29 protein-coding genes are annotated in these 26,722 nt (G+C 68.4%); 15 read left to right on the forward strand and 14 right to left on the reverse strand.

The window, feature by feature from the left end:
* The first annotated feature begins 20 nt into the window (after window positions 1-20).
* The 3 genes from NS334_RS02090 to tatC are packed head-to-tail and all read left to right on the forward strand — an operon-like array spanning window position 21 to window position 1,461.
* Window positions 21-260 carry a twin-arginine translocase TatA/TatE family subunit gene (locus tag NS334_RS02090; protein WP_058754329.1) on the forward strand — a complete coding sequence of 80 codons (240 nt, stop codon included), beginning with the start codon at window positions 21-23 and terminating at the stop codon, window positions 258-260.
* A gap of 29 nt (window positions 261-289) precedes the next feature.
* Complete coding sequence (tatB, locus tag NS334_RS02095) at window positions 290-688, forward strand: Sec-independent protein translocase protein TatB (protein WP_058754330.1); 399 nt, start codon at window positions 290-292, stop codon at window positions 686-688.
* Complete coding sequence (gene tatC / locus NS334_RS02100) at window positions 685-1,461, forward strand: twin-arginine translocase subunit TatC (protein WP_058754331.1); 777 nt, start codon at window positions 685-687, stop codon at window positions 1,459-1,461. Before tatB ends, tatC begins: the two co-directional genes overlap by 4 nt.
* 61 nt (window positions 1,462-1,522) lie before the next feature.
* Here tatC and NS334_RS02105 read toward each other — a convergent pair whose 3' ends face one another.
* The 3 genes from NS334_RS02105 to NS334_RS18505 form a co-directional block, all read right to left on the reverse strand.
* Window positions 1,523-1,657, reverse strand: coding sequence for an entericidin A/B family lipoprotein (locus NS334_RS02105; protein ID WP_058754332.1), 135 nt, complete (start codon window positions 1,655-1,657; stop codon window positions 1,523-1,525).
* Window positions 1,658-1,907: 250 nt separating this feature from the next.
* On the reverse strand, window positions 1,908-3,461 hold the full coding sequence (locus tag NS334_RS02110) for a sensor histidine kinase (RefSeq protein WP_058754333.1): 1,554 nt from the start codon (window positions 3,459-3,461) through the stop codon (window positions 1,908-1,910).
* 45 nt (window positions 3,462-3,506) lie between these two features.
* Window positions 3,507-3,665 (reverse strand): NepR family anti-sigma factor, encoded by a 159-nt coding sequence (locus tag NS334_RS18505; protein ID WP_193752976.1) that lies wholly within the window; start codon window positions 3,663-3,665, stop codon window positions 3,507-3,509.
* A gap of 260 nt (window positions 3,666-3,925) precedes the next feature.
* On the opposite strand from NS334_RS18505, the gene NS334_RS02115 reads away from it, so the two are divergent.
* From NS334_RS02115 to NS334_RS18515, 10 genes are all read left to right on the forward strand, one after another.
* The gene (locus NS334_RS02115) at window positions 3,926-4,720 is read left to right on the forward strand and encodes a response regulator (RefSeq protein WP_058754334.1); all 795 of its coding nucleotides are present in this window, start codon (window positions 3,926-3,928) and stop codon (window positions 4,718-4,720) included.
* Window positions 4,721-4,793: 73 nt separating this feature from the next.
* The gene (locus tag NS334_RS18510) at window positions 4,794-4,931 is read left to right on the forward strand and encodes a hypothetical protein (protein ID WP_058754335.1); all 138 of its coding nucleotides are present in this window, start codon (window positions 4,794-4,796) and stop codon (window positions 4,929-4,931) included.
* A gap of 103 nt (window positions 4,932-5,034) precedes the next feature.
* Window positions 5,035-5,682, forward strand: coding sequence for a sigma-70 family RNA polymerase sigma factor (locus tag NS334_RS02125; protein WP_058754372.1), 648 nt, complete (start codon window positions 5,035-5,037; stop codon window positions 5,680-5,682).
* A gap of 234 nt (window positions 5,683-5,916) precedes the next feature.
* A complete protein-coding gene (locus NS334_RS02135) occupies window positions 5,917-8,562 on the forward strand; it encodes a bifunctional [glutamine synthetase] adenylyltransferase/[glutamine synthetase]-adenylyl-L-tyrosine phosphorylase (RefSeq protein ID WP_058754337.1) in 2,646 nt (881 codons plus the stop codon).
* Entirely contained in the window at window positions 8,541-8,987 is a 447-nt protein-coding gene (locus NS334_RS02140) for a peroxiredoxin (protein WP_058754338.1), read from the forward strand. The genes NS334_RS02135 and NS334_RS02140 overlap by 22 nt, the downstream gene beginning before the upstream one ends.
* Window positions 8,988-9,193: 206 nt before the next feature.
* Window positions 9,194-9,898: a M23 family metallopeptidase gene (locus tag NS334_RS02145; RefSeq protein WP_083500202.1), complete on the forward strand. Its 705-nt coding sequence runs from the start codon at window positions 9,194-9,196 to the stop codon at window positions 9,896-9,898.
* Between the two features lie 92 nt (window positions 9,899-9,990).
* Window positions 9,991-10,329: an iron-sulfur cluster insertion protein ErpA gene (gene erpA / locus NS334_RS02150; RefSeq protein WP_058754339.1), complete on the forward strand. Its 339-nt coding sequence runs from the start codon at window positions 9,991-9,993 to the stop codon at window positions 10,327-10,329.
* 38 nt (window positions 10,330-10,367) lie between these two features.
* Window positions 10,368-11,138, forward strand: a complete 771-nt coding sequence (gene xth / locus NS334_RS02155) for an exodeoxyribonuclease III (protein ID WP_058754340.1) — start codon at window positions 10,368-10,370, stop codon at window positions 11,136-11,138.
* Window positions 11,135-11,929, forward strand: a complete 795-nt coding sequence (locus NS334_RS02160; RefSeq protein WP_058754341.1) for a transporter — start codon at window positions 11,135-11,137, stop codon at window positions 11,927-11,929. The genes xth and NS334_RS02160 overlap by 4 nt, the downstream gene beginning before the upstream one ends.
* Window positions 11,930-12,082: 153 nt before the next feature.
* On the forward strand, window positions 12,083-12,334 hold the full coding sequence (locus NS334_RS18515) for a hypothetical protein (RefSeq protein ID WP_058754342.1): 252 nt from the start codon (window positions 12,083-12,085) through the stop codon (window positions 12,332-12,334).
* A 58-nt stretch (window positions 12,335-12,392) separates the two neighbouring features.
* Here the strand turns inward: NS334_RS18515 and NS334_RS02170 are convergent, their stop codons facing one another.
* Window positions 12,393-13,544, reverse strand: a complete 1,152-nt coding sequence (locus NS334_RS02170; RefSeq protein ID WP_058754343.1) for a hypothetical protein — start codon at window positions 13,542-13,544, stop codon at window positions 12,393-12,395.
* Window positions 13,545-13,663: 119 nt separating this feature from the next.
* On the opposite strand from NS334_RS02170, the gene NS334_RS02175 reads away from it, so the two are divergent.
* Complete coding sequence (locus NS334_RS02175; protein ID WP_083500203.1) at window positions 13,664-14,743, forward strand: fatty acid desaturase family protein; 1,080 nt, start codon at window positions 13,664-13,666, stop codon at window positions 14,741-14,743.
* A 19-nt stretch (window positions 14,744-14,762) separates the two neighbouring features.
* Here the strand turns inward: NS334_RS02175 and lptG are convergent, their stop codons facing one another.
* The 10 genes from lptG to NS334_RS02225 form a co-directional block, all read right to left on the reverse strand.
* Entirely contained in the window at window positions 14,763-15,857 is a 1,095-nt protein-coding gene (gene lptG, locus NS334_RS02180) for an LPS export ABC transporter permease LptG (RefSeq protein WP_058754345.1), read from the reverse strand.
* On the reverse strand, window positions 15,854-17,053 hold the full coding sequence (lptF, locus tag NS334_RS02185) for an LPS export ABC transporter permease LptF (RefSeq protein WP_193752977.1): 1,200 nt from the start codon (window positions 17,051-17,053) through the stop codon (window positions 15,854-15,856). Before lptF ends, lptG begins: the two co-directional genes overlap by 4 nt.
* A gap of 86 nt (window positions 17,054-17,139) precedes the next feature.
* Complete coding sequence (locus NS334_RS02190) at window positions 17,140-19,077, reverse strand: ATP-binding protein (RefSeq protein WP_058754346.1); 1,938 nt, start codon at window positions 19,075-19,077, stop codon at window positions 17,140-17,142.
* A gap of 51 nt (window positions 19,078-19,128) precedes the next feature.
* Window positions 19,129-20,397, reverse strand: coding sequence for a serine palmitoyltransferase (spt, locus tag NS334_RS02195; protein WP_058754347.1), 1,269 nt, complete (start codon window positions 20,395-20,397; stop codon window positions 19,129-19,131).
* A 5-nt stretch (window positions 20,398-20,402) separates the two neighbouring features.
* The gene (locus NS334_RS02200) at window positions 20,403-20,645 is read right to left on the reverse strand and encodes an acyl carrier protein (protein ID WP_058754348.1); all 243 of its coding nucleotides are present in this window, start codon (window positions 20,643-20,645) and stop codon (window positions 20,403-20,405) included.
* Window positions 20,646-20,687: 42 nt separating this feature from the next.
* Window positions 20,688-21,587, reverse strand: coding sequence for an NAD-dependent epimerase/dehydratase family protein (locus NS334_RS02205; protein ID WP_058754349.1), 900 nt, complete (start codon window positions 21,585-21,587; stop codon window positions 20,688-20,690).
* Window positions 21,584-22,687 carry a glutamate 5-kinase gene (proB, locus tag NS334_RS02210; RefSeq protein ID WP_058754350.1) on the reverse strand — a complete coding sequence of 368 codons (1,104 nt, stop codon included), beginning with the start codon at window positions 22,685-22,687 and terminating at the stop codon, window positions 21,584-21,586. Before proB ends, NS334_RS02205 begins: the two co-directional genes overlap by 4 nt.
* Window positions 22,688-22,726: 39 nt before the next feature.
* Window positions 22,727-23,617: an RICIN domain-containing protein gene (locus NS334_RS02215; RefSeq protein ID WP_058754351.1), complete on the reverse strand. Its 891-nt coding sequence runs from the start codon at window positions 23,615-23,617 to the stop codon at window positions 22,727-22,729.
* A 278-nt stretch (window positions 23,618-23,895) separates the two neighbouring features.
* The gene (gene obgE / locus NS334_RS02220) at window positions 23,896-24,954 is read right to left on the reverse strand and encodes a GTPase ObgE (protein WP_058754352.1); all 1,059 of its coding nucleotides are present in this window, start codon (window positions 24,952-24,954) and stop codon (window positions 23,896-23,898) included.
* Between the two features lie 171 nt (window positions 24,955-25,125).
* Window positions 25,126-25,749 (reverse strand): TetR/AcrR family transcriptional regulator, encoded by a 624-nt coding sequence (locus NS334_RS02225; protein ID WP_058754375.1) that lies wholly within the window; start codon window positions 25,747-25,749, stop codon window positions 25,126-25,128.
* A gap of 64 nt (window positions 25,750-25,813) precedes the next feature.
* Here NS334_RS02225 and NS334_RS02230 point away from each other — a divergent pair, with 64 nt between their 5' ends.
* Window positions 25,814-26,674, forward strand: a complete 861-nt coding sequence (locus tag NS334_RS02230) for a metal-dependent hydrolase (RefSeq protein WP_083500204.1) — start codon at window positions 25,814-25,816, stop codon at window positions 26,672-26,674.
* Window positions 26,675-26,722 lie beyond the last annotated feature (48 nt).

Below are 26,722 nucleotides of genomic sequence, written 5' to 3' on the forward strand. Positions count from 1 at the left end.
ACATCTTAGGAGATTTCGTCATGGGCAGCTTCAGCCTTCCGCATATCCTCATCCTCGCGGTGGTCGCGATCCTGCTGCTGGGTGGCGGGCGCTTTTCGAACCTGATGGGCGACGTCGCCAAGGGCGTGAAAAATTTCAAGAAGGGCATGGCCGAGGATGATGAGGACGATGCCCGTCCCAAGGCGCGTATCGAGGCGAAGAGCCACGCCGAGCCGGCGTTCGATCGTGATGCGGATCGCGTGCACGAGGAACGTCGCTGATTCTCCGTCATCTGACCGGCCGACGCTGAATGTTCGATATCGCTCCGTCCGAATTCCTGCTGGTGGCGTTCGTCGCGCTGGTGGTGATCGGCCCCAAGGACTTGCCCAAGGCGATGCGCGTCCTGGGCTATTGGGTGGGCCGTGCGCGCGCGGTCGGCCGCCAGTTCCGTTCCGGTTTCGACGAGATGGTCCGCGAGGCCGAGCTCGAGGAAATGGAGAAGAAGTGGAAGGCGGAGAACGAGCGGATCATGCGCGAGCATCCGTTCGTCCCGTCGCCGCCGCCCGGATCCGACCTGCCGCCGCCGCCTGCGCCACCCGCGCTGACCGATGGCACGCAGGCGCCGGTGATGGTCGAAAAGCCGCAGGTCGTGGCGGCCGATGCGCCGCCCGCGCCCTTGCCCCCCGCTGACAACAAGGCCCCTTCGTGAGCGAAATCGTCGACGAACTGGAAGATTCGCGCGCGCCGTTGCTCGACCATCTGCTCGAATTGCGCCGCCGGCTGCTATATTGCATCGCCGCGATCCTGGTGGCGTTCTTCGTCTGCTGGTATTTCGCGGAGGACATCTTCGCCTTCCTGGTCCAGCCGCTGCTTCATGCCGGCCAGAAGACCGTCATCTACACCCAGGTGTTCGAGGCGTTCTTCGTCCAGGTGAAGGTCGCCTTCTTCTCGGCGATGATGATCTCGTTTCCCGTAATCGCGAACCAGCTCTGGCAATTCGTCGCGCCCGGCCTGTACCGCAAGGAACGGCGCGCGCTGCTGCCGTTCCTGCTCGCCACCCCGGTGCTGTTCCTGATGGGCGCCTCGATGGCGTATTTCATCGCGATCCCGATGGCGCTGCACTTCCTGCTCGGCTATTCCGGGATGATCGGCGGCGTGCAGCAACAGGCGCTGCCGGCGATCGGCAATTATCTCAGCTTCGTCATGCAGTTCCTGTTCGGGTTCGGCGCGGCGTTCCTGCTGCCGGTGCTGCTGATGCTGCTGGAGCGCGGCGGGATCGTCACCCGCAAGCAGTTGATCGGCGCGCGCCGCTACGCGATCGTCGGCGCCTTCGCGATCGCGGCGGTGCTGACCCCGCCCGACGTCGGATCGCAGTTGCTGCTCGCGATCCCGCTGGTGATTCTGTACGAGGCGGCGATCATCGGGATCTGGTTTACCGAGCGGCGCCGGTCGCGCGAAGAGGTGGCGACCGACAGCGAGTAGCGCAGGAAAAAGGGCGGCCCGCCAGCGCGGACCGCCCTTTTTGCCGTTTGCGAGACGCGGCTTACTTGTGCTTGTCGGCTGCTCCGGCGACCGCGTCGCCGGCCGACGACACGTCCTTGCCGACACCGCTTACCGTATTGCATGCCGACACCAGCACGGCACCGGCCAGGACCATGGCGGTCATCATCTTACGCATCGAACCCGTCTCCCTTCACATGACGCCACGACAATGCGCAGGAACATAGCTTCGTTCCGCGACCACGGTGCAGGAAGGTTCGGAAAAAAAGTAAGGCCCGAAAGCGTCACCGGGGGGGGGAGGGGTGGACGCTTCCGGGCCTGTGTCTTGGACAGCGAAAGCGGGGGGGCATATAGTCGCTGTCCGCAATGCTGAACGGCGACATGGACGCGAGGTTCCGGCCCGCGCCGCTTTTTTTCACCGGTTCCGGTCACTCGCGACCGGTGACGGCGATCGCGATCTCGTACGCGCCGGTCAGCGGATCATGCTGCAACGTGGAACGCAGCTGCCGGGTCAGTCCTTCGATCACCCGGCCATAGCGGTGTTGCAGCCCTTCGCGCAGATGATCCGTATCGACCAGCGCCCGCGATGACAGCCGCAGGACGGCGCGCTGCGGATCGGAAACCGGCTTCAGCGAGATGCGCACCTGCGTTTCCGGGCCACAGGTCATCGCCAGCTCGACCAGTTCCGTCACCAGAAAGGCGACGGCGACCGCCACGTCCTGCGTGACGTAGAAGGGTTCGATGTCCAGAACGATCCCGACGCGCGAGCCTTCCGGCGCGGTGGCGCGGATGCTCGACGCCAGTTCGCCCAGCACGGCGCGCAGCCCGACGCCGCGATTCTCTTCCATCTCGGCGTAATGATAACGATGCACGACCGCGAGCGCGTCGACGCGGCGCTGGATCGAGGCATAGGCCTGCGTCGCCTCGATGCTCCGCGCGCCACGCGCGTGGAAGTTGATCAGGCTGGAGATGACCTGAAGGTTGTTCTTGACCCGGTGGTGGACCTCGCGCGTCAGCTTCGTCTGCCGCATCAATCCCTCGGCCAGCCCGGCTTCGTGGATGGCGACCGTACGGCTGAGCGCGCGGAACGTATCGCCCAGGTCGCGGATCTCCTGCGCCGGCATCGCGCGCAGCAGCGTGGGGTCGGGCTCGTCGCCCGGCGCATAGGCCGCGATACTGCCGCGCAGCGCGCGCAACGGCGCGATCAGCAGCCGGTCGACCACGAACCAGCTGATCGCCGACGCGGCCGCCCACATCAGCAGCGGCAAGGTGAGCGCGATCAGCAACGGCGAGCCGATCGGCGCGCTGCGCACCTGCATGTCCAGCATCAGCCCGCCCACGCCCAGGTCGCTGCGGATATTCTCGCGCCGCTCCAGGGCACTCTGCCGGTCGAGCGAATCGAGCTGGAGGCGATCGTCGCCGAGCGTGAGCGTCAGGCCGTAGTCCGGCGCGAAGCCGCTCGGCCGGCTGATCTGCTGGAGGAAGGCGGCCGGGAAATAGGCGGCGGCGGTCAGCCCGTCATGACGTCCGGCGACGCGCAGCATCAGGCCGCGGTCCGCGACGATCCGCGCGCTCACGACGTCGCTGGGCGACTGGCGCGCGAACGCGGCGGCGCCCGGGAACGGCTCGCCGCAGATCGCGCGCCCGCGTCGGTCGAGGATGACGAATCCGGTGCCCGCCGCCGATTGCTGCGCGAAGACGCCGCGCGCGCGCGCGCAGCTGGGCGCGTCGCCGCGGTCGGCGGTCAGCGCATCGACCGCGACGCGCAGCGCGGTCATGTCACCGACCAGTTCGATCGTGATCGCGCGGCTCGCTTCGGATGCCGCGACGCGCAGGTGCGAACGAAGCTCGGTATCGGCGATCTGGGTGACGCGCAGCGTCGCGAAGATCGCGATCAGCGCGAGCGGGAGCAGCGCGATGCTGAGGATGAGGAACAGCTTGGCACCGGTGGGCCAGCGCGAAAAAAGATCAGGACGCCCCACGGCCGGCCGTGGGGCGTCGCTGGCGGAAGGTGCCGCCACGTCGCGTCAGTCGAGTTTGCCGAGCAGCGACATCAGATCGTCCGGCACCGCCTCTTCGACGGTCTTTTGGTAGACGGAACGGAGCGCTGACCCCATGTCGCGATTCTTCGACTGCGCGGCAGTGCCCTTTTTCGGCTTTTCCGGCGCTTCCTTTTCCGACGTCAACGTAAACCCCCCAAGACTACCCGACCCTGTGAACCTTGCTGGCGGGCCGAGCGAGCGCGAAGGCCGATCCCCAAGCTGGACGAGAGCGATATGCCCGTTCGGCTCATGAAACCAAAACCGGCGTCGTTGGTTCCCTGCCTGTGCGACGAATTTCGCCGGTCCGGGGGGTATGATCTGCGGCCTGGCTACAGCGTGCACGAATGTTTTGGTTTCAGCGGCGGGCGATTGGTGTCGTGTGCCGCAGGGAGGGCTTTCTAGACATGTCGCTCGGACAACAACTCGCGCCGCATCTTCCGTTTTTGCGTCGCTATGGGCGGGCGCTGACCGGCAGCCAGGCGCAGGGCGACCGCTATGTGCGTGCGACGCTGGAGGCGATCGTCGCGGCGCCGGAGGAGTTTCCGCGCGACGTCGATCCCCGGCTCGGGCTGTATCGCACCTTCCAGGCGATCTGGAATTCGGCCAATTTCGATGAGACCGCCGACGAGGCGCCGGCGGAGGATCAGGAGGCGGTCGCCCGCGCGCGCCTGTCGCGCATGACGCCGCTGTCCCGGCAGGCGCTGCTGCTGACCGCGATGGAGGGCTTCACGCCCGAGGATGCGGCCTATCTGATCGAGGTCGAGCCGGCCGAGGTCGATGCGCTGGTGGCCGAGGCGCTGGCCGAGATCGAGAAGCAGACCCGCGCCCGCGTCCTCATCATCGAGGACGAGCCGATCATCGCCATGGACATCGAATCGATCGTGCGCGACCTGGGTCATGAAGTGACCGGCGTCGCGGTGACCCGTGACGAGGCGGTGGCGCTGGCGATGGAGGACCGTCCCGGTCTGGTGCTGGCCGATATCCAGCTGGCGGACGACAGCTCGGGCATCGACGCGGTGAAGGACATTCTCGCCGAGTTCAACGTCCCGGTGATCTTCATCACTGCCTTCCCGGAACGATTGCTGACCGGCGAACGTCCGGAGCCGACCTTCCTCATCACCAAGCCGTTCCAGCGCTCGACGGTGAAGGCGGCGATCAGCCAGGCGTTGTTCTTCGACGAAAGCACCGTGCCCGCCTGACCGGCGGCATGTTCATGCGTTGCGGGTCCGGTTCGATACGGACCCAAAACGGTCCTTGGGGGTTTAAGCGCTTATGGCAGACGAAAAAGAGCGCATTCACCTCGACACCAACGAGGCGCGTGCCGGCAGCACGCCGGGGGTTACCCGGTATATTCTGGCAGCGTCGTTGCTGCTGGTGATCGCGATTTTCGCGGCCATCCTGTTGTCGTAAGGCGATGATGTTGACGGACGGACTGGCCAAGCGGCCGGACGCTACCTATCTTGACGGCTCGGGCGGGGGCCAGACCGGCCCCGCGCCAGTACAACGGAGCGGCATGACCCAATCCCCCACGCTTGCGGAAGATGCGGCGGCGTCGGCTCCGGTCGAGCATGTCTCGCTCTCCGATCCGGAATTCAAGAAGCAGCTCGCGCTCGTGATCCCGCATCTGCGCGCCTTCGGGCGTTCGCTGTCGGGCAATCGCGATCTCGCCGACGATCTGGTGCAGGAGACGTTGTTGAAGGCATGGGCGGCGCGCAAGCGCTTCCAGGCCGGCACGAACATGCGCGCCTGGACCTTCATCATCCTGCGTAACCTGTTTCTCAGCCAGATGCGCCGCGCGCGCTTCAAGGGCGAATGGGACGATCTCGTCGCGGATCGCGTGCTTGCCGCGCCGGCCAGCCAGGACAAGCATGTCGAACTCGCCGATATGCAGCGCGCGCTCCTGCATCTTCCGCAGCCGCAACGCGAGGCGCTGATCCTCGTCGGCGCGGGCGGCTTCGCCTATGAAGAGGCCGCGGAAATCTGCGGCGTGGCGGTCGGCACGATCAAGAGCCGCGTGGCGCGTGGCCGCGTCGCGCTGGAGGCGTTGATGGCCGGCAGCGCGCTGTCGTCGCGGCGCGATCACGAGGTCGACAGCGAACGCTCGACGCTGGACTCGATCATGAGTGAAGTCGACGAACTCAGCCGCGACCGCGACGCCTGAGCCGTTGTCCGTCCGTCAGGGGCGATATCGCACCTGACGAAGCCGTGCGAGGCATGCCTCGATATCGCCCGGCAGTGCCCCCTGCCGGGCGAACGCTTTTTGCAGCGGTTCGGCGAGCGCATCGGCCGCACGCGGCGCTTGCACCACATAGGCGCCACGCGGCGAAGGGCTGTTGAAGGAAGCATCGTGAACCATGGTGCCGCAACGCCGATTGTTGGCTAAGGTTGCGGCCGCATGACAGATCCGCTTGCCGATGCGCGTGAACGCGCCGCACTTTATGCCCCGTTTCTAAATAGCTTGCTGGCGCGACGCGCGGTGACGACCGCCGCGCTGGCCGAACCGGACCTGTCGGTGGCGCGGCGGTTGCGGCTTGAACGACGCGCGCTGGCACTGGCGGTCGCCGAGGGGGATCTTGCGGGGACGCTCGATCTGACCGCGGTCACGGGCGCACTGACCGATTTCGCCGATGCGGCGCTGGACCGGGCGATCTCGGCGGCGATCGCGGAGCGGACGCCGGAGGCCGAGGCGCGCGGCTTCGCGGCCATCGCACTGGGGAAGCAGGGCAGCCGCGAGCTGAACTATTCGTCGGATATCGACCCGATCCTGATCTACGATCCCGCCACCCTGCCGCATCGGCCGCGCGAGGATGTCGCGGATGCGGCGGTGCGGATCGGGCGGCGCGTGCTGGAACTGCTGCAAGGGCGCGACGCCGACGGCTATGTGCTGCGCGTCGACCTGCGCCTGCGCCCCTCGCCGGAGGCCACGCCGATCGTCATTCCCGTCGATGCCGCGATCGCTTACTATGAATCGCAGGCGCTGCCGTGGGAGCGTGCCGCCTTCATTCGCGCGCGGGCGGCGGCGGGGGATATGGCGCTGGGGCAACGGTTCCTCGACACGATCCGCCCGTTCATCTGGCGGCGCAGCCTGGATTTCGGCGCGGTCGGCGAAATCCTGGATATCACGCGCCGCATTCGCGACCATCATGCGCAGGGGCAGGCTTTCGGTCCCGGCTACGACCTGAAGCGTGGACGCGGCGGCATCCGCGAGATCGAGTTCTTCGCGCAGATCCACCAGCTGATCCACGGCGGTCGCGACCCGGCGTTGCGCGCCCCCGCCACCCGCGACGCGCTGGCGGCGCTGGCGGCGGCGGGGCGGATCGATGCCGACGACGCGCGCGCGCTGAGCGATGCGTATGCGGTGCTGCGGACGATCGAACATCGCGTGCAGATGATCGACGACCGGCAGACGCACACGCTGCCCGAAGGCGAGGCGCTCGACCGGGTCGCGCGACTGCACGGTCTGTCGGACGGGGCGGCGCTTCTGGACCTGCTCGCGCCGCATGTCGCGCGGGTCGGCGCGACGTTCGACAAGCTGGCGCCGCCATCGGTCGAGGCGGTCCCGCACGATGCCGAGCGACTGTCGACCTATCTGGCCTCCGCCGGCTTTGCCGATGTCGAGGATGCCGCCCGCCGCGTCGTGGCGTGGCGCGAGGGGCGCTATCCGGCGCTGCGCAGCGCCGCCGCGCAGGGCGCGCTGGAGGCGGTGCTGCCGGGGCTGCTCGACGCGCTGGCGCAGTCTCCGGTGCCGATCGTCGCGCTCAACCGGCTCGACCGGATGCTGGAACGCCTGCCCAGCGCGATCAACATCTTCCGCCTGCTGGAGGCGCGACCGGCGCTCGCCACCCTGCTGGGCGAGATCCTCAGCCACGCGCCGACGCTGGCGGAGGCGCTGGCGCGGCGTCCCGACCTGCTCGACGGGCTGATCGACGCCAGCGCCTTCGCGCCGGTCGGCGATGTCGGCACCTTGATCGCGGCGATGCGCGCCACCGAGCGCGATGCCGATTATCAGGCGGTGCTGGAGCATGTCCGCCGCGTCGTCGGCGACCGCCGCTTCGCGCTGGGGGCGCAGATCGTCGCGGGCAAGGCCGATCCGCTCGATGTCGCGGCGGGCTATGCACGTGTCGCGGAGGCGGCGGTCGAGGTGCTGACGGCGCGGACGGTCGCGGCGTTCGAGGCGGCGCATGGTCGCGTGCCCGGCGGGGAGCTGGTCATCCTCGCGCTCGGGCGGCTGGGGGGCAGGGCGCTCACCCACGCCTCGGACCTGGACCTCATCTATCTGTTTACCGGCGACTTCACCGCCGAGTCCGATGGCGCCAGGCCGTTGGGCGCGACGCTCTACTTTTCGCGGCTCGCGCAACGCGTGACCGCCGCGCTGTCGGTGCCGACCGCCGCCGGCCCGCTCTACGCGGTCGATACGCGCCTGCGCCCGTCCGGTACGCAGGGGCCGCTGGTCGTCAGCCTCGACTCCTTCGCGCGCTATCAGCGGGAGGAGGCGTGGACGTGGGAGCATATGGCGCTCACCCGCGCCCGCCCGGTCTTTGGCAGCGCGGCGGCGCGCGCGGCGGTCGCGCGCATCGTCGCCGACGTTCTGGCCGGGGATCGCCGCCCGCGCGACATTGCCGCCGATGCCGCGGCGATGCGCGCCGAGATGGCGCAGCACAAGCCGCCGGAAGGGCCACTCGATGCCAAGCTGTTGCCGGGCGGGCTCGTCGATCTGGAATTCGCGGTCCATGTCGCGCAACTCACGCGGCGTACCGCCTTCGATCCCGAACTGGGCCGGGCGATCGACGCGTTGATCGCGGCGGGCGCCTTCGCCCCCGATCTGCGCGCCGCCTATGATCTGCTCGGGCGCTTGCTGGTCACGTGCCGGCTGGTCGCCCCCGACGCGCAGGAGCCGGCGGCGCCCGCGACCCGCGCGCTGATCGCGCGCGCGGTGATGCTGCCCGACTGGCCGGCGGTGCTTGCCACGCTGGAGGCGGTGCGCGAGAGGGTGGCGGCAACCTGGCAGGAGAGCATCGCATGGACACCCTCCCGGACGTGACCGCCACCGGCGGCGATGGCGCTTCGCTGCGCCTCGCCGATCTGCCGCGCCCGCTGGTGGTCTATTTCTATCCCAAGGACGACACCCCCGGCTGCACGCGCGAGGCGCAGGATTTCTCGGCGCTCGCCGACGATTATGCGGCGGCCGGCGTGACCGTGCTGGGCGTGTCGCGCGACACGGTCGCCAAACACGCGAGGTTCCGCGAGAAGCATGGGCTGGCGGTGGCGCTGGCCAGCGATCTCGACGGCAGCGTGACCGAGGCGTTCGGCGTGTGGGGCGAAAAGCAACTCTACGGCAAAACCTATATGGGTATCGAGCGCGCGACCTTCCTGTTCGATCGTGACGCGACGCTGGTCCGCGCGTGGCGCAAGGTGAAGGTGCCCGGCCATGCCGAAGCGGTGCTGGAGGCCGCGAAAGCGCTGTAGACGGGCGGCGACGGGCCGTTTTCCAACGGCTCGGCGCACGACTCCGGCACTTGGACGCGCGAACGGCGCCCTCCTATTGCGTGATTAACCTTTCCCCGGCCACAAACCTTTGCGTTCGCTGGTGCTGGGTTCTTGCACGCGGCGGGCACGGAAAAGGGGAAGGCCGGCGCGATTTCGCGTCCGCCGCATTCTTGATCTGGGGTTCGATGACCGACACCGTTTCCATGCTGCGCGCCCGCGCGACCGCTGTCCTCGCCGCCGCCGCGCTGCTGTCCGGCGCCGCCCCGGCGCTGGCCCAGAGCGCCAAGACGGCGGCACGCGGTGGTCCGCTGGTCGAAACCGGCAGCACCGAGGCGCGTGCCGATCTTGCCGCCGACCAGCAGTTCCGCTCGCTGTTCATGAGCTGGAAGAAGCTCGACCGGCTGGAACAGGGCGTGATCGCCATTCCGTCGGTGCAGCCGGTCCAGAAGCTCAACTTCACCAGCAACTTCGGCATCCGTTCCGATCCGTTCCGCGGCACCGCCGCGATGCACGCGGGCGTCGACATTCCCGGCCCGACCGGCACCCCGATCTACGCCACCGCCGACGGGATCGTCAGCCACGCCGGGCGTCAGGGCGGCTATGGCAACATGGTCGAGATCAACCATGGCAAGGGCATCGCCACCCGCTACGGCCACCTGTCGAAGATCATCGTCGCCGACAACACCCGCGTGAAGCGTGGGCAACTGATCGCGCTGATGGGCTCCACCGGCCGCTCGACCGGCCCGCACCTTCATTACGAAGTCCGTATCGACGGCCATGCCGTGAATCCGGTGCCGTTCCTCACCACCGCCGACTATCTGATGGCCGCGCAGGATCGCGCCGTGGGACAGATTCCGGTGTCGACCTCCGGCCCCGCGCCGCAGGACTGATCCGTCGGGTCGCACTGAACGGAAACGGGGCCGGTCCGCACATCGCGGGCCGGCCCTTTCCGTTGCGCGCCGCTGCGCCTATCTTGGCGCGCATGGCTACCCTGGCACCCGATATCGTCCTGACCCCCGCCGCCGCCGCACGCGTCGCCGCGATCGCCGCGCGGCAGAACAAGCCCGCGATCCTGCGCCTGTCGGTGGAGGGGGGGGGCTGCTCCGGATTCCAGTATCGCTTCGGCTTCGCGGACGCGCCCGAGGCGTCGGATCTGGTGGCGGAAACCGATGGCGTGCGGCTGGTGGTCGACGATATCAGCCTGGATCTCGTGCGCGGCGCGCAGGTCGATTATGTCGAGTCGCTGGGCGGTGCGTCGTTCAAGGTCGAGAATCCCAACGCGGCGAGCGGCTGCGGCTGCGGCACCAGCTTCTCGGTGTAGGTTAGACAAGCGCCGGTCCCCGCTCTAGACCGGCGCACGTGAAGATCGTCACCTACAACGTCAACGGCATCAAGGCGCGGCTCCCGCGCCTGATCGAGTATCTTACCGAGGCGCAGCCCGATGTGGTGTGCCTTCAGGAGCTGAAGTCCAGCGACGAGACCTTTCCGGAGGCGGAGATCCGCGCCGCCGGTTATGGCGCGGTCTGGCACGGGCAGAAGGGCTTCAACGGCGTGGCGGTGCTGGCCAAGGGCGTCGATCCGGTCGAGCGGCAGCGTGGACTGGCCGGCGAGCCGGAGGACGAGCACAGCCGTTATCTGGAATGCGAGGTCTTCGGGCTGGTGATCGCCTCGATCTATCTGCCCAATGGCAATCCGGTCCCGGGGCCCAAATTCGATTACAAGTTGCGCTGGTTCGAGCGATTGCAGGCACGCGCGCGTGCGCTGCTCGCCGAGGAACGCCCGGTCATCCTGGCGGGCGACTACAACGTCATCCCCAACGATGACGACACCTTCTCGGTCAAGGCGATGGCCGCCGACGCGCTGATGCAGCCGGAGAGTCGCCACGGCTATCGCGCGCTGCTGGCGCAGGGCTGGACCGATGCGCTGCGCACGCGTCATCCGAAGGGCGGCGTGTGGACCTTCTGGGACTATCAGGCCGGGGCGTGGCAGCGTGATGCCGGTTTCCGCATCGATCACCTGCTGCTCAGCCCGGCGGTGGCCGACCGGCTGGCGGAGGCGGGCGTCGACAAGGACCATCGCGGCCGCGAGAAGGCCAGCGACCACGCGCCGACCTGGGTCCGGCTGCGATGATCCGCGCCGGCGTGTCGGGGCTGCTGCTGGCGGCGTCGGCCCCGGCGCTGGCGGAGGAGGCGCGCTTCTGCCCGAATCGCCCGTCGCTGGGGGCCAGCGGCTGCACGACGCTGCCGGGGCAGGTGCAGGTCGAGCTGTCGATCAGCGATCGCGCCTTCGACGAGGATGCGGACACGCGCGAGGAAGTGTTCCTGCACGGCGACGTGACGCTGCGCACCGGCGTGACGCGGCGTGACGAGGTGCAGATCGGCTGGACGCCGTTCGGAACCGTGCGGGTTCGCGACAAGGCGACCGGCACGCTGGAACGGACGCACGGTACCGGCGACGTGACGCTCGGCTGGCGGCACGCGCTGTCGCATCCGGACGGCGCGGCAGTGTCGATCGCGGTGCAGCCCTATGTCACGCTTCCGGTCGGGCACAGCGGGGTCGGCGCGGGCGACTGGGCGGCGGGCGTGGTGCTGCCGGTGTCGTGGGAACTGGACGAGCAGTGGACGCTCGGCTTCACCGGCCAGCTGGCGGCGGCGACCGATGAGGATGGTGTCGGGCGGCATTTCGACGGGCTCGGTGTGTTCGGCCTGGGCTATGCGCTCACCGACGCGCTCACCGCCACCGCCGAGCTGGCGATCGATCGTGACGACGATCCGCTGGACCATGCGACGCGGACGATGGCGGGGGCGTCGGTGGCGTGGCAGGTCGGCAAGCGCGCGCAGCTCGACGTGCTGACCGTCGTCGGCCTGAACGACGACACGACCGATGTCCGCTTCGTCGTCGGGGGCGCCTTGCTGTTCTGACCTTTTAGCGGCGGATTTCGCCGAACATTGGCGTGTTATGCTGATGTAACACACCTGTCATGGTCGAAAAAGCACGCAAATCCGCCAGAAATTGACTTGGCACGCACCGTGCAATGCTTCCCGTGTCCCGATCATCGGGCAGGGAGATTTGCCATGAAGACCATCATCACCGCCGCGCTGACCAGCCTGATCGCCGTCCTGCCGGCGACCGCCGATCCCAAGCCGACCGCCACCCCCGACGCCGCGGTCGCCGCCGCCTCGACCGCCGCCGTCGCTGCGGTACGCTCGCCCGCGACGCGCTATTGCTACAAGACCGAGATGACCGGCAGCCACATCGTCACGACCGTCTGCAAGACGCGCAGCGACTGGAAGGACATCGGCGTCATCGTTCCGAAGGGGCTGTGATCCCCCGCCTGTCGCACGGGCACCGCCGCCGCAGCTGGCCGGTGCCCGTCGCAGCGGGCTACAGCGCCCGTTCGTAGATCTGGTAGACCTTGTTGACGCGGCTATCGATCGCGGTGGCGATCGAATTCATGCCCTGATTGTCGTCCAGGACCCAGCCGATCTCGCCGCGCGACGCACCGTAATGCGCGACCGAGGCCTGCCGGATCGCCTCGATCATCATGAACGCCAGTTGCCCGGCCAGTCGCGACGCCTGCAATTCCTTGCGCACGCCCATCAACGGCACGCGCATCGTCGTGACCTTCGGCTTGCGCAGCCACCACAGCACCTTGGCCCAGCCGAACGGCAGCAGGCTGCCGTTCAGCGGCTTGATCGCCTCGTTCAGGTCGGGCAGCGTGATCATGAACGCCACCGGCTTGCCGTCCAGTTCGGCGATGCGGATCAGGTCGTTGAAGACGATCGGCTTCAGCTTGACGCCCACGTCCTTGACCTCGGGCGGGGTCAGCGGGATGAAGCCCCAGTTGTCGGACCATGCATCGTTGAGGATGTCGAGGATGATCGCGGCTTCCTCCTCGAACCTGCGTTTGTCGACCTTGCGGACGACGATGCTCTTGTTGTTCTCGCCCGACCGGATGATCCGCTTCACCAGCGGCGGAAATTCCTGCGTGATGTCCAGCTCATAGGTCTGCAACTTCTTGACCGGCCGATAGCCGGCGCGCTCGATCCAGCCGCGATATTCGGGCTTGTGATGCCCCATCATCACCGTCGGCGCCTGATGATAGCCTTCGACCAGCAGCCCCGGCTCTTCCCAGATCGACATGCTGATCGGGCCCAGCGCGCGGGTCATGCCCTGGTCGCGCAGCCAGCCTTCGGCCGTCGCGAGCAGCGCCGTGAAGACCTCCTCGTCCTCGGCATCCATCAGGCCCCATTGGCCGCAGCCGGGGCCGAAGCCGCGCTCGACCGGCATTTCCAGCCCGAGCGTGTCGATATGCGCGGAGATGCGCCCCACGATCGTCCCGCCGCGCCGCGCGAGGAACAGTTGCGCCTTGGCATGACTGAACCAGCCGTTCTTCGCCGGGGTAATGAGGCCCAGCGCCTCGCCCTTCAGCGGCGGCACCCAGCAGGGATCGTCCGCATACAGGCGAAAGGGCACATCGACGAACGCCTTGCGATCCTTGTTCGTCAGGACGGGCGTAATGGAAAGGTCGCTCATGGCACGGCGTGGTAAACGGCTCGCTCGATCATAGCGAGTTAACAATTGCACAGATTGGTGAGAGCGACCCGCTGTTACGGCCACCGTGTCGCCACTATGTTACGGCAATGGCTACCTCCATGAACACGATCACCCTCGAACGCGCCGGCGCGGCCGCGCGCCCCGCGCGTCTGCCGATCGCCGACGACAAGGCGATGCTGAAGGCGGCGGCGGAGCTGACCCGCGATCTCGTGAAGCCGAATGCCGGCATCTACTGGGCCGATCTGATCGGCTCGTCGCTGGTCGGCTATGGGGCGCTGGCGGTGGCGATCCTCAGCGGCACGCTCTGGGTCGCGATCGTGGCCGGGATCGTCGCCGTGCTGGCGCTGTATCGCGGCATGAGCATGATCCACGAGCTGACGCACGTGAAGCATGCGTCGCTTCCCGGCTTCCGCACCGGCTGGAACGCGCTGATCGGCGTGCCGATGATGATCCCGTCGTTCATGTACGAAGGCGTCCACAACCTGCACCATGCGAAGACGCGCTATGGCACCGCGGAGGATCCCGAATATCTGCCGCTGGCGTTGATGAAGCCGTGGACGCTGCCGGTGTTCATCCTGGTGTCGGCGCTGGCGCCGATCGGGCTGCTGATCCGCTTCGGCGTGCTCGCGCCGCTGTCCGCGCTGTCGCCGGCGCTGCGCGAGACGGTGATCGCACGCTATTCGGCGCTGTCGATCAATCCGCAGTTCCGCCGCCGGATGCCGCAGGGCGACGAGAAGGCGCGCTGGGACATGCTGGAAACCGTGACCGCGATCTGGGCGCTGGCACTGATCGTCACCACCGTGACCGGCGTGCTGCCGCTCAAGGCCGTGCTGGTCTTTCTGGCCGTGGGGTCGGGCGTCGCGCTCATCAACCAGGTCCGCACGCTCGTCGCGCACCTCTGGGAGAATGAGGGCGAGGTGATGACGGTGACCGCGCAATATCTCGATTCGGTCAACGTGCCGCCGCCGGCGCTGCTGCCGGTCCTCTGGGCGCCGATCGGGTTGCGCTATCACGCGCTGCATCATTTGCTGCCGGGCGTGCCCTATCACGCGCTGGCCGAGGCGCACCGGCGATTGAGCGACGTTCTGGAGCCTGACTCGCCCTATTATAAGGCGAATTATCGCGGACTGCCCGGGTTGGTGGGCAAGATCGCCACTGCCACGATGCGGGGGCGCTGACCCCGCGCCGCACGCGACGCTATTCCTCGGTCCGCAGCAGCACCGCCTCGCCGATCAGCAGGAACAGCAGGAACGGCGCCCAGGCCGCCAGAAATGGCGGATAGGCGCCGAGATTGCCCATCGCGAGCGCGAAATTGTCGGCCACGAAATAGGCGAAGCCCAGCGCCATGCCGATCACCGCGCGCACGAACAGCGCGCCGGACCGCGCGATCCCGAACGCCGCCACCGCGCCCAGCAGCGGCATCAGCACCGACGACAAGGGGCCGGACAGCTTGTGCCACAGCACGCCCTCCAGCGCCTTGGTCGGGCGGCCGGCCTCCTGAAGGTCGCCGATGGCCTCGCGCAAGCCCTTGAAGGACAAGGCATCGCCATCGACGTTCGCCAGCGTGAACTGATCGGGTGTCACGCCGCGCCCGACGACGGTCGCGCCCAGCGGCGTGACCGTACCCGCCGCCACATCGAAGCGTTTGGCCGGCCAGATCCGCCAGCCGTCGCCGTCCCGCACGCCGCGCGGTGCGGTCACCAGCCCCGTCAGCCCGCCCTCGGCATCGCGTTCGTAGACGGTCACGCCGCCCAGCCTCGCACCCGCGCCGCGCCCGGCGATCGCATCGGCCTGGATCAGGTTGTTCTCCGCGCGCACCCAGACGTTGCTGCGATTGCCGCGATCGACGGGCATCGCGCCGTAATTCACCTTCTGCCATGCGCTCAGTTCGGCGGTGGCACGGCTGACGATCCGGTCGTTGAAGGCGAACGTCATCCCGGCGATGCCGACGCTGGCGATCACCAGCGGGGCGAGCACCTGATGCGCGGACAGGCCGCTGGCCTTCAGCGCCACGACCTCGCTGTTGGCGTTCATCGTGATCAGCGTCAGGATCGTGCCCAGCAGAACGGAAAAGGGCAGGAAGGTCGAGATCAGCTGCGGCGCGCGCAGCGAGACGTACCGCCACACTTCCGCGTCGCCGTTGCCGGCGGTCGCCAGGATGCGCCCGCTCTCGCTGAGCAGGTCGAGTGTCTGGAGCACCAGCACCAGCCCGAACAGGATCCCGAAGGTCCGCGTCAGGAACAGCCGCGCCATATAGATCGCGACGGTGCGCGACGGGAACAGCGCGCTCATGCGCGGGCCTCCTTGCGACGCCGGCCCGGCAGGTAACGGGCCACCATCGCCCATGCCTTGCCGAAGAAGCGTTCCAGCGCCCCGATCGGCTGCCCGCCCGGCACATTGGCGATCTGGTGATACATCCAGAGGATCAGCGCGGCGAAGATCACGAACGGCACCCACAGGGCGATGGCCGGATCGACGGTTCCGCGCTCACCCAGCGACGCGGCATATTGGTTGATCTTGTGATAGGTCACGACCATCACGATCGACAGGAACACGCCCAGCGCCGACGTCGACCGCTTCGGCGGGACGCCCAGCGCGACCGCCAGCAATGGCAACAGGAACATCGATGCGACCTCGACCAGCCGGAAGTGGAACTCCGCGCGGCTGCCGTCGCGCTGCTCCTCGCTGGCGGTCGGGGCGTGTCCCATCCGCGCGAGTTCGGGCAGCGTATATTCCAGGTTCTTGCCGCCACGCGTTCGGAAACTCTCGAAACGCGGCAGGTTGATCGGGAGGTCGTGCGAGCTGAAGGTCAGCGTGCGCGGCGTCCGGAAGTCCGGACGATTGTGGATCAGCGTACCGTTCGTCAGGCGGAAGATGATGACGTTGGGATCGTCGGTGGCCAGGAACTGCCCCGATGCGGCGGTGACGCCCACCCAGTCGCCGCGCGGCGTTTCGGCATGAACGAAGATGCCCGACAGCTTGCGCCCGCGATCCTGGCTGCGCTCGATCCGCAGCGTCATCTTGTCGCCCAGATGCGTGAACTCGCCGGTCTTGATCGACGCGCCGAGCGCGCCGGTGCGCAGCTCGAAACGCAGTTGTTCATAGGCATAGCGTGCCTGCGGCTGGATATAGCCGACGATCGCGATGTTCAGCGCCGCGAGCACGATCGCATAATAATAGGGAACGCGCAGCAGCCGGCCGTAGCTCATGCCGACCGCGCGCATCACGTCCAACTCGCTCGACGTCGCGATGCGGCGGAAGGCCAGCAGCACGCCCAGCATCAACCCGATCGGTATGCCCAGCCCCAGATATTCCGGCAGCAGGTTGGCCAGCATCTTCCACACGACGCTGACCGGGCCGCCCTGCGTCGCGACGAAGTCGAACAGGCGGCGGATCCGGTCGAGAATCAGCAGCATCGCCGCGATGAGCAGCGTCGAGAACAGCGGCAGCGCGATCAGCCGGGCCATGTAGCGGTCGATCGATGTCATGGGCGGGACGGCGCAGCCTTCGTGGGAAACGGACGGGACGACCGGCTATACGGCGCCCGGACCGGCACGTCAGCAGTCGATTTGGCCTATTCGGCGGCGAGCGGGGTCTGGTCGCCGCGCGCCACCGCCGCGCAGATCGCGCGGTCCAGCCCGGCGAGCGTGAACGGCTTGCGCAACACCGGTCGGTCGCCCAGGTTGGCCCCGGCACCGGCCTCTCCCGCGAAGCCGGTGACGAACAGCACCGGCACATGCGCGTAGGCGTCGGGCAGCGTGGCGACCATCTCCGGGCCGGTCAGTGTCGGCATCAGCACGTCGGACACGATCAGATCGATCGAGGGCATCCCGGCCAGCGTCTCCGCGACATGAGCGGCGTCGTCGCACGGGACCGGCTGGTGCCCCAGTTCGATCAACGCCTCCATGGTCGCCGACAGCACGCGCGGGTCGTCCTCGACCAGCAGGATCGACATGCTGCCCGCGACCTCGGCCGGCGCCAGCGGCCCGCTGGGTGCGTCGGTCGGGCGGACCGCGCCCTCGTCGCACTGGTCGCGCGGGAGCAGCAGCGTCACCGTCGTGCCCACGCCGGGCGTGGAGGCGATCGAGACGTCGCCGCCCACCTGCCGCGCGAAGGAGAAGGTCTGGCTCAGGCCCAGACCGGTGCCCTTGCCGACCGGCTTGGTGGTGAAGAACGGCTCGAACACCCGCTCCAGCACGTCTGGGGCGATGCCGCTGCCGTGGTCGGTGACCGACAGCGTAACGAACTCGCCGGCGGGGCGTGTCGTGTCGTCGCCCGGTGGCAGGGTCGCGGCACTGGCCCGGATGGTCAGCGTGCCGCGCCCGTCCATCGCGTCACGCGCGTTGACGACCAGGTTGAGCAAAGTGTTTTCCAGCTGCACGCGATCGACGCGGGTGCGCCAGCCGTCGCTGCGATCCTCGAAGGCCAGGATGATGCCGTCGCCCAGCGAGCGCACCAGCATGTCCTGAAGGTCCGCGAACAGCGTCGCGGCGTCGATCGGCTCCGGATTGATCGCGGTTTCCCGCGCGAAGGCGAGCAGCCGGCCGGTCAGCGCCGCGGCGCGCTCCGCCCCGTCGCGCGCGCCCTCCAGATGGCGTGCGGCCTCACCCGATCCGGGGGGCAGGTGGCGCGCGGCCAGTTCGATCCCGCTGACGACGACCGCCAGCATGTTGTTGAAGTCGTGCGCGATGCCGCCGGTGAGCTGCCCCACCGCCTCCATCTTCTGCACCTGTCGCAGCCGGGCTTCCTGCTGGCGCAATTCGTCGGTGGCGCGCGCGACCGCCTCCGCCAGTTCGTCGGCGCGGCGTCGCTCGTCGCGCGCCTCGGCGCGCGCCAGTGCCCGATCGGTCAGCGCATCGACCATCACCCAGCCCATCGCGATCCCGCCGCCGACCAGCAGCACGCCGAACACCGCCAGCACCTTGGCGATTGTCGTCGATCGCCGCACCGACGCGCGCGCCTGTGCGGTACGCATCTCCAGCAGCAGGCGTTCGTCGGTGATGATCCCGTCGAGCGCGTCGTTGATCCGCGTGAGCGCGTCGCTGCGCCGCGCCTGATAGAAGCGCGACAGGGCCTGGTTGTTCTGGCCGTAATTGGTGCTGAGCGCGGTCAGTGCCAGCTCGTCGCCGCGCGCCTGGAACGCGTCGCGTAGTTCGGCGAGGTGGCGCGACTGCACGTCATTGTCGGCGGTCAGCTTCGTCAGCCGCCGGATCGCCATCGCCGCGCGGCGCCAGTCGTCGTAATAGATCTGGCCCAGCTGCTGGTCGCCGGAAATGACGTAGCGGCCCAGAGATGCCTCGGAATGCGCCACCGTGCCCTGCACCGTGCGCGCCAGGATCATCACGTCATAGCTGTGGCGTTGCGAGGCAAGTGCCTGATCGCGCTGGCGATTTACCTCGCTCAGCGTGACGACCAGCAGCGCGAGCACGACGGCCCCGGCCACGGCCATCACGCTGAGCGTGATGGTCCGCCAGGCCGCGGCCAGGCCCTTCGGGTTGTCGTCGTCCAGCATCTCGGACACGACGTTAGGTTAACATTGCTTAACGAAGTGACAAAGCGACGTTCAACTCGTCGCGCCGGCCAGTTGACCCGCCGTGGCGAACATCGCGATCACGCGATCGATCTGTTCGGGGGTGTGCTCGGCGCAGATCGAGCAGCGCAGCAGGAACGTGCCCGACGGCGTGGCGGGCGGGCGCGCGACATTGACGTACAGCCCCGCCTCCAGCAGCGCCTGCCACATCACCACCGCCTGCGCCTGATCCTGCAGGATCACCGCGACGATCGCCGAATCGCACGTCTCGGTTCCGAGCGCGAAGCCGAGCGCCTTCAGTCCGGCGTGAAGCTGGCGCGCATTGCTCCACAGCCGCGCGCGCTTGTCATGCGCGGTCATCAGCTTGCGCACCGAGGTCGCGGCGGTCGCGACCACCGACGGCGGCAGCGAGGCGGTGAAGATGTACGGGCGGCACGAGAAGCGCAGCCCCTCGAACTTCGGATGGTTGGAGATGCAGAAGCCGCCGACCGTCCCGACCGATTTCGAGAAGGTGCCGATCACCAGATCGACGTCCTCGCCCAGCACCAGTCCCTGCGCCTCGTACACGCCGCGCCCATGCTCGCCGAAGAAGCCCATCGAATGCGCTTCGTCGACCAGCACCATGCAGCCGTGCTTCTTCGACACCTGCACCATCTCGCGCAGCGGCGCGATGTCGCCGAGCATCGAATAGACGCCCTCCAGCACGACCAGCTTGCCCGGTTCCTTGGGCAGGCGGCCGAGGCGCTTGTCGAGATCCTCGACCGAATTGTGGCGGAAGCGGACGATTTCCGCATCGCCCATCTTGCAGCCGTCATAGATGGACGCATGGCTGTCGGCATCGAGGATGACGTACTCGCCGCGTCCCGCCATGGTCGAGATCGTGCCGAGATTGGCCTGATAGCCGGTCGAGAAGACGATCGCGCCGCTGGCGCCGTAGAATTCCTTCAGCGCGTCCTCGGCCTCGACATGGTCGCGGAAGGTGCCGTTGAGCATCCGGCTGCCGTTGGTGCCGCTGCCGAACTGTTCCAGCGCGCGGGTGCCGGCCGCGATCACGTCAGGGTCGAAGGTCATCCCCATGTAATTGTAGGTGCCGAGCAGGATCGTCTCCTTGCCACGGATCACCGCCGTGGTGGGGGAAGTGACCTGTTCCATGACGATCCCGAACGGATCGCGCACGCCCGAGGACATCAGCGCGTCGCGTTCGGCAAGGAGCGGATCGAACTTGGAGAACAGGTCGCGTTCCGGGGCGACCGGGGTCGCCTCTGCGGGCAGCGCTTCGGGCTGGAGGCCGCTCTCGGTCATCCGCGTCAGTCCTTCAGCTTCTCGACCGCATCGGCGAGCTGGCCGACGGTTTCGATCTCGGCCTGCATGTTCATCGTGATGATGATCTCGAACTCGTCCTCGATCGCGGCGACGAAATCCATGACGGTCAGCGAATCCCATTCCAGATCGCCCTGGAAGGTGGTGGCCTCGGTCACCTCGATACCCTTCTTGTTGAAGGATTCGATCTGGGCGCGGAGCGTGTCGAGAATGGCGGTGCGGTCGGTCATGATGATGCTGTGGCCCTGAAATGCGGCGTTTGTCTGACCGCGCTATAGCAAGCCGTGGGCACGATACCATCGTGCCGTGTCGGAAAGCCCCTCCGCCGTGCCGATCTTGGGTCGCCATAGCGCGGCGGGCGGGGCCTTGGCGGGATCGGCGACCCAATCGGGGTGGAGCATGTAGGCGACGCGGTCGGCTGTCAGCTTCGCGCCGCGTCCACGCAGCAGTTTGTCGATGCGCGCCGCGCCGCGCAGCAGCGGGGCGGGGAGGGAGAGCGCGATCGACCGCCGCCCGACCGCCCGGCCGATCGCATGTGCGAAGTCGGCATAGCTCAGCACGCTGCCGTCGCCGGGTTCGTGGACGGTCCGGTCGGCGGGCGCTTCGGCCAGCGCCAGCAGCAGTCGGGCGAGATCGGCGACATGGATGATCGACAGCCGCCCATGCGGCGGCATCGGCACGATCCCGACGCGCGCGGCGGCGCGGAACAGGTCGCGCTGCTCCATGTCGCCGGGGCCATAGACGCCGGGCGGACGGACGATCGTCCAGTCCAGCCCGCTGTCGCTCACGACCCGCTCCGCCCCGGCCTTCGACCAGCCGTAGCTGGACAGTTCCGGCGCGCGCGCGGCGAGCGAGGAGACATGGAGGAAGCGGCGGACGTTCCACGTCCGCGCCGCCGCGACGACCATGCGGGTGCCGTCGATATTGGCGGCGGCGAAGGCGGCGCGGTCGGGGGCGTTCACGGCACCCGCGACATGGATCACGGCCGCGGCGGTCGACACCAGCGCGGATACCGCATCGCCATCGTCCAGCGCGCCCGCGATCCACGTCACGCCCTCGCGCGCAGGCTGCGGACGACGAGCGAGCGCGCGGACGCTATGCCCTGCGGCCAGCGCCCGTTCGATCACCTGCCCGCCGACGAAGCCGGTGCCGCCGGTGATGGCGAGAATCATAGCAACGCCATATGGTTGCGATGAACCAGCGCAGCGCGCGGGGCATAGCCGAGCAGCCCCTCATGCTCCTCGCTACGCCGCCCGAGCAGCCGGGCAGCGTCGGCGGCGTCATATTCGGCGAGGCCGCGTGCGATCACCCCGTCGGGGCCGCTGATCGTCACGAGGTCGCCGCGCGCGAAGCTGCCCTCGACGCGCGTCGCCCCCGCCGCGAGCAGGCTGCGCCCCTCGGTCAGTGCGTGTGCCGCACCGGCATCGACATGGATCGCCCCCGCCGCCGTGAGGCCGCCCGCCAGCCACGCCTTGCGCGCGGGCGCGGCGCGTTCGGCGACGAACAGCGTATGACGCGCATCGGCGGACAGCGGCTGTTCGACCCGGCCCGAGGCGATCGCGAGGCCCGCGCCCGCCGCATTGGCGATCCGCGCGGCGGCGATCTTCGACACCATGCCCCCCGATCCCATGCCGGAGGCGGAGCCGCGATCGGCCATTCCCTCGATCGTCCCGTCGATCCGCTCGACGCGCGGAATATGCCGCGCGCCCGGCAACGCCGGGTTGCGGTCGTACAGGCCGTCGACGTCGGACAGCAGCACCACGCCCTGCGCGGCCGATGCCTGGGCGATGCGCGCCGCCAGCCGGTCGTTGTCGCCGAAGCGGATTTCCTCGGTCGCGACCGAATCGTTCTCGTTGATGACCGGCACCGTGCCGAGCTGAAGCAGCCGCCCCAGGGTGGCGGCGGCGTTCAGATAGCGGCGGCGCTCTTCGAGATCGCCGAGCGTCACCAGCATCTGCGCGGCGGTCAGCCCTTCGGCGGCCAGCACGTCGGCCCACACCCCCGCCAGCGCGATCTGCCCGGTCGCGGCGGCGGCCTGCGCGTCCTCCAGGCTGGCGCGTCCACCCTTGGCGAGCCCCAGCCGCCGCGCGCCCAGCGCGATCGCGCCCGACGACACCACCGCCACCTGCTGCCCGGCGGCGGTGCGTTCGGCGACGGCGCGCGCGATCCGCTCCAGCCACGCACGCCGCACACCCCCATCGGGATCGACGAGCAGCGCCGAGCCGATCTTGACGATCAGGCGCGGGCAGGTGGCGGGCGGGAACAGCGACATGATGCGCGCAGCGTTAGCCACCCGCGCCCGCCGCTTCAATCAGCGGATCAGCCGCCATTGCTGGTTCGGGTGCCAGCCGCAGCCCCACAGCCGGACCGGCGCGCCCGCCGCCAGATCGCCGATATTGTCGAGGCAATTGCGCGTCGCGCGGTTGCGCAGCAGGAACCATCCGTCGCCGGTCGGCATCATTTCCCATTGCTGCGCCGTCGAACCGTCCGCCGTGGCCATCATCGCCGCGGCATTGTCGCCGCTGGCGGTTGCCTTGATCATCCGTCCGTCCGCGCCGTTCGCCAGCGTGATGAAGCCGTCCGCGAAGGTGACGCGCCACTCCTGCGTGCCGCCGGTGACCGATGCCGCCTCGCTCGGGTAGCCCGCGGAGACGACAGACTGGAGAACATGGCGGCTGGAACGGTTCTGGAACCGCCGCGTGCCAGCGATCGCGGCCGTCACGTCCTGCCCCAGCCCCATGTCGGCGACCTGGGTGCTCACCAGCTGCGTGTTGCGCTGGGTGTCGCTAAATTCATTGTCGTAATTCAGGCCATAGGGCCAGAAATGATACCCGCCCGCATTCAGATACGCGCTGGGCCCGTCGAAGGCGGTGATGCGCGTGACGGTTCGCGTGCCGATGAAGCGTCCGTCACGCACCAGCCGGTCCCATTCGTCGGTCGTGCCGGAGCCGAACCAGTGCGCCAGTTCGTGCAGTGCCACGCGCCGTCCGATCGAGCCGCCGAACCGTATCTGCCCGCGATAGCTGGCATCGGCGGTCGGCGTACCCGCGCCATAGGTGACATAGACGTTGCCGCTGAACGCACCCAGGGTGTTGGTGTGGCTGATCGCGAAATCCATCGCCTCCCGAATGGCCTCCAGCTTGTCGCCGGGAATGCCGGGATCGAGCGTATAGCCGAGGGTGCCCAGCGCATAGGGCTCCACCCCAGCCGCGGTGGGGGACGGCGCCGCGGAAGGAGTCGGCGACGGCGAAGGAGTCGGCGACGGCGAAGGAGCCGGCGTCGGTGACGGGCTGGGGAGGGGCGAGAGGGGCGAAGCCGGTGTCGGGCTTGGTGCCGTTGCCGGTGCCGGACTCGGCGAGCCGTCGCTCCCGCACGAGGCGAGCAGCATCGCCGACGCCAGCAAAATGCCTTCTCTGATCTGCATCATCAACCTTCCCTGCCCCTCCGTAGCAGGTAAGGTTAATAGAATGCGTTACATCCTCAGCGCCCCGGCTGCAGCGGTGACCATTCGAGCGAATCCTCCTCGCCATCGTCGTCGACCGGGCGATCCGGCGCCGGAATTGCCTCCAGCAGGCGGTCGAGCGCCCAGTCGACGCCGACCCCGCTCGCGCCGGAGATCGGGATGACCTCCGCGCCGCTCGCCTCTTCCAGTTCCGCCGACAGCGCGGCGATCAATTCGTCGTCGAGCGTGTCGATCTTGTTGAGGGCGACCACCACCGGCTTCTCATCGAGCCCGCCGCCATAGGCGGTCAGTTCGTCGCGGACGATGCGATAGCTTTCGGCCACATCCTCGTCGTTGGCGTCGATCAGGTGGAGCAGCACGCGGCAGCGCTCGATATGCCCCAGGAAGCGATCGCCGATCCCCGCGCCGTCCGCCGCGCCCTCGATCAGGCCGGGGATGTCGGCGACGACGAACTCGCGCTGCTTGTGGCGCACGACGCCCAATTGCGGGCGCGTGGTGGTGAAGGCGTAGGCGCCGACCTTGGCCTGCGCGTTCGTCACCTGGTTGATGAAGGTCGACTTGCCCGCATTGGGCAGTCCGACCAGCCCGGCGTCGGCCAGCAGCTTCAGCCGCAGCCACACCCACGCCTCTTCATACGGCCAGCCGGTGCCGTGCTGGCGCGGGGCGCGGTTGGTGGAGGTCTTGTAGCTGGCGTTGCCGCGCCCGCCGTCGCCGCCGCGCAGGAAAGTGATTCGCTCCCCTACGCGCGTCATGTCGGCCAGCAGCGTGCGCTCGTCGTCGTCGGCCAGGATCTGCGTACCGACCGGCACCTTGATGACCAGATCCTCGCCGCCCGCGCCGGTCCGGTTGCTGCCCGAACCGCCGATGCCGCGCGGGGCGCGGAAATGCTGGGTATAGCGGAAGTCGATCAAGGTGTTGAGGCCGGCGACCGCCTCGAACACGATGTCGCCGCCCTTGCCGCCGTTACCACCGTCGGGGCCGCCATATTCGATATATTTTTCGCGCCGGAAACTGACCGCGCCGGGACCGCCCGCGCCGGAGCGGACGAAGATTTTCGCTTGATCGAGAAAGTGCATGGCGCGCGGCTTAGCGCTTTAGCGCCGCTAAAGCACTATGCCGCGCGCCCGGCCGGCGCGGGCTTGCCCGCGACCGACGACGCGGCTTCGCCGCGACGATGACCCTTACCATCCGTCGTTCCCGCGCAGGCGGGAATCCAGACGCGCAGGCTTGCCGATAGGGGCGAAAGGTCAGAGGTTATGGATTCCCGCCTGCGGGGAAATGACGGGCGGCTCGACTCCCCGATCCCTGAGCAACATCTCCCGCGCGATCCCCCGCGCGCGGTCCCGCGGCAGCCCCAGCGCGCGCGCCATCGGGGCGCCCAGCAGTGCGTCGCCTAGCGCCGCCAGCACCAGTTGCAGCGTCTCGTCCTTGATCGGGGCGTCGGGGCGGTGTTCGTCGCGCGACAGGTCCTCGACCAGATCGTGGACGGCGGTCAGGATCGGGTCGAGCGCGTCCTGATTGCCGTTCAGGATCATCCAGGTCGCCAGCGCCCCCGCGCCGTTCGCGCCGAACGCGTCGAACACCACGTCGACCAGTTCCGCCGGGTCCTTGCGCTCGCGCGAGCGGCGGGCAGCGTCGCGGATCGGGGCGACCACCAATGCGGTCATTCGCTCGATCAGCGCGCGCTGCAAACCGTCCGCCGAACCGAAATGGTGGAGCAGATTGGCATGTGTCCGCCCGACGCGCCCCGCCACCGCCTTCAGCGTCACCGCCTGCGGTCCGTCCTCCACCAGCAAGGCGCGCGCCGCCTCCAGCGCCGCGTCGCGCGAGGCCGCGGGACTCAGCCGGCGGCGGGGGGTTGCATTGGCGATAACGGGCAATTAACTAACACCAGTGTAAGTTAACGGATTGTGTCTGTCCTTAGTGGAGGTTTCCGTGGCGAAAGCAACCACTCCCGCCGACCTGACGATCACCCCGCGCGACCGGCGGTTCGGCCGGGGAAGTGCGATCCGTCGCTGGTGGCTGAACGACGATCCCTATGCGACGGCGTTCTACAACGCGCTGTCCGTCACCTTTCCGAAGGGGGAGGGGTTCTTCGTCGACAGCGTGCGCCGCTTCCGCGACGGCACCCCGCCGCGACTGGAGCGCGAGATCAACGCCTTCGTGAAGCAGGAGGTGATCCATACGCGCGAGCATGTCGCGTTCAACCGGCATGTCACCGACCAGGGCTATGACACGACCCTGCTCGACCGTGACGTCGATGCCGCGCTGGCGTTGACCAAGGATCGCCCGCCGATCGGCAGCCTGGCGGCGACCAGCGCGCTCGAACATTTCACCGCGATGCTGGCGCACGAACTGATCGCCAACCCGAAACATCTGGCGGGCGGCGACGAACAGGCGCGCGCCCTGTGGCTGTGGCATGCCGCCGAGGAGATCGAGCACAAGGGCGTCGCCTATGACACCTGGCTCCACGCGACCCGCGACTGGCCGCGCTTCACGCGCTGGCGGGTAAAGGCGCTGGTGATGCTCATCACGACGTGGCGCTTCGTTCATGGCCGGGCGCGCGGCATGACCGAGCTGCTGCGGCAGGACGGGTTGACCGGACCGAAGGTCTGGGCGCGGATGTTCTGGTACGCGTTCGGCAACCCCGGCATGGCGCGCAAGGTGGCCGGCATCTGGGCGGCGTATTTCCTGCCCGGCTTCCATCCGTGGAAGCACGATGACCGCGCGCTGATCGCACGCGCCGAGAGCGATTATGAAGCGGCGGTGCTGCCCGGACGGGCGACCCCGGCGTGACGCCCATCTTCCATCTCGCCGCCGGCTGCCATAGGACAAGGGGCAACA

This window comes from Sphingomonas endophytica (genome assembly GCF_001476895.1).
In the GTDB taxonomy this organism is placed as follows: domain Bacteria; phylum Pseudomonadota; class Alphaproteobacteria; order Sphingomonadales; family Sphingomonadaceae; genus Sphingomonas; species Sphingomonas endophytica_A.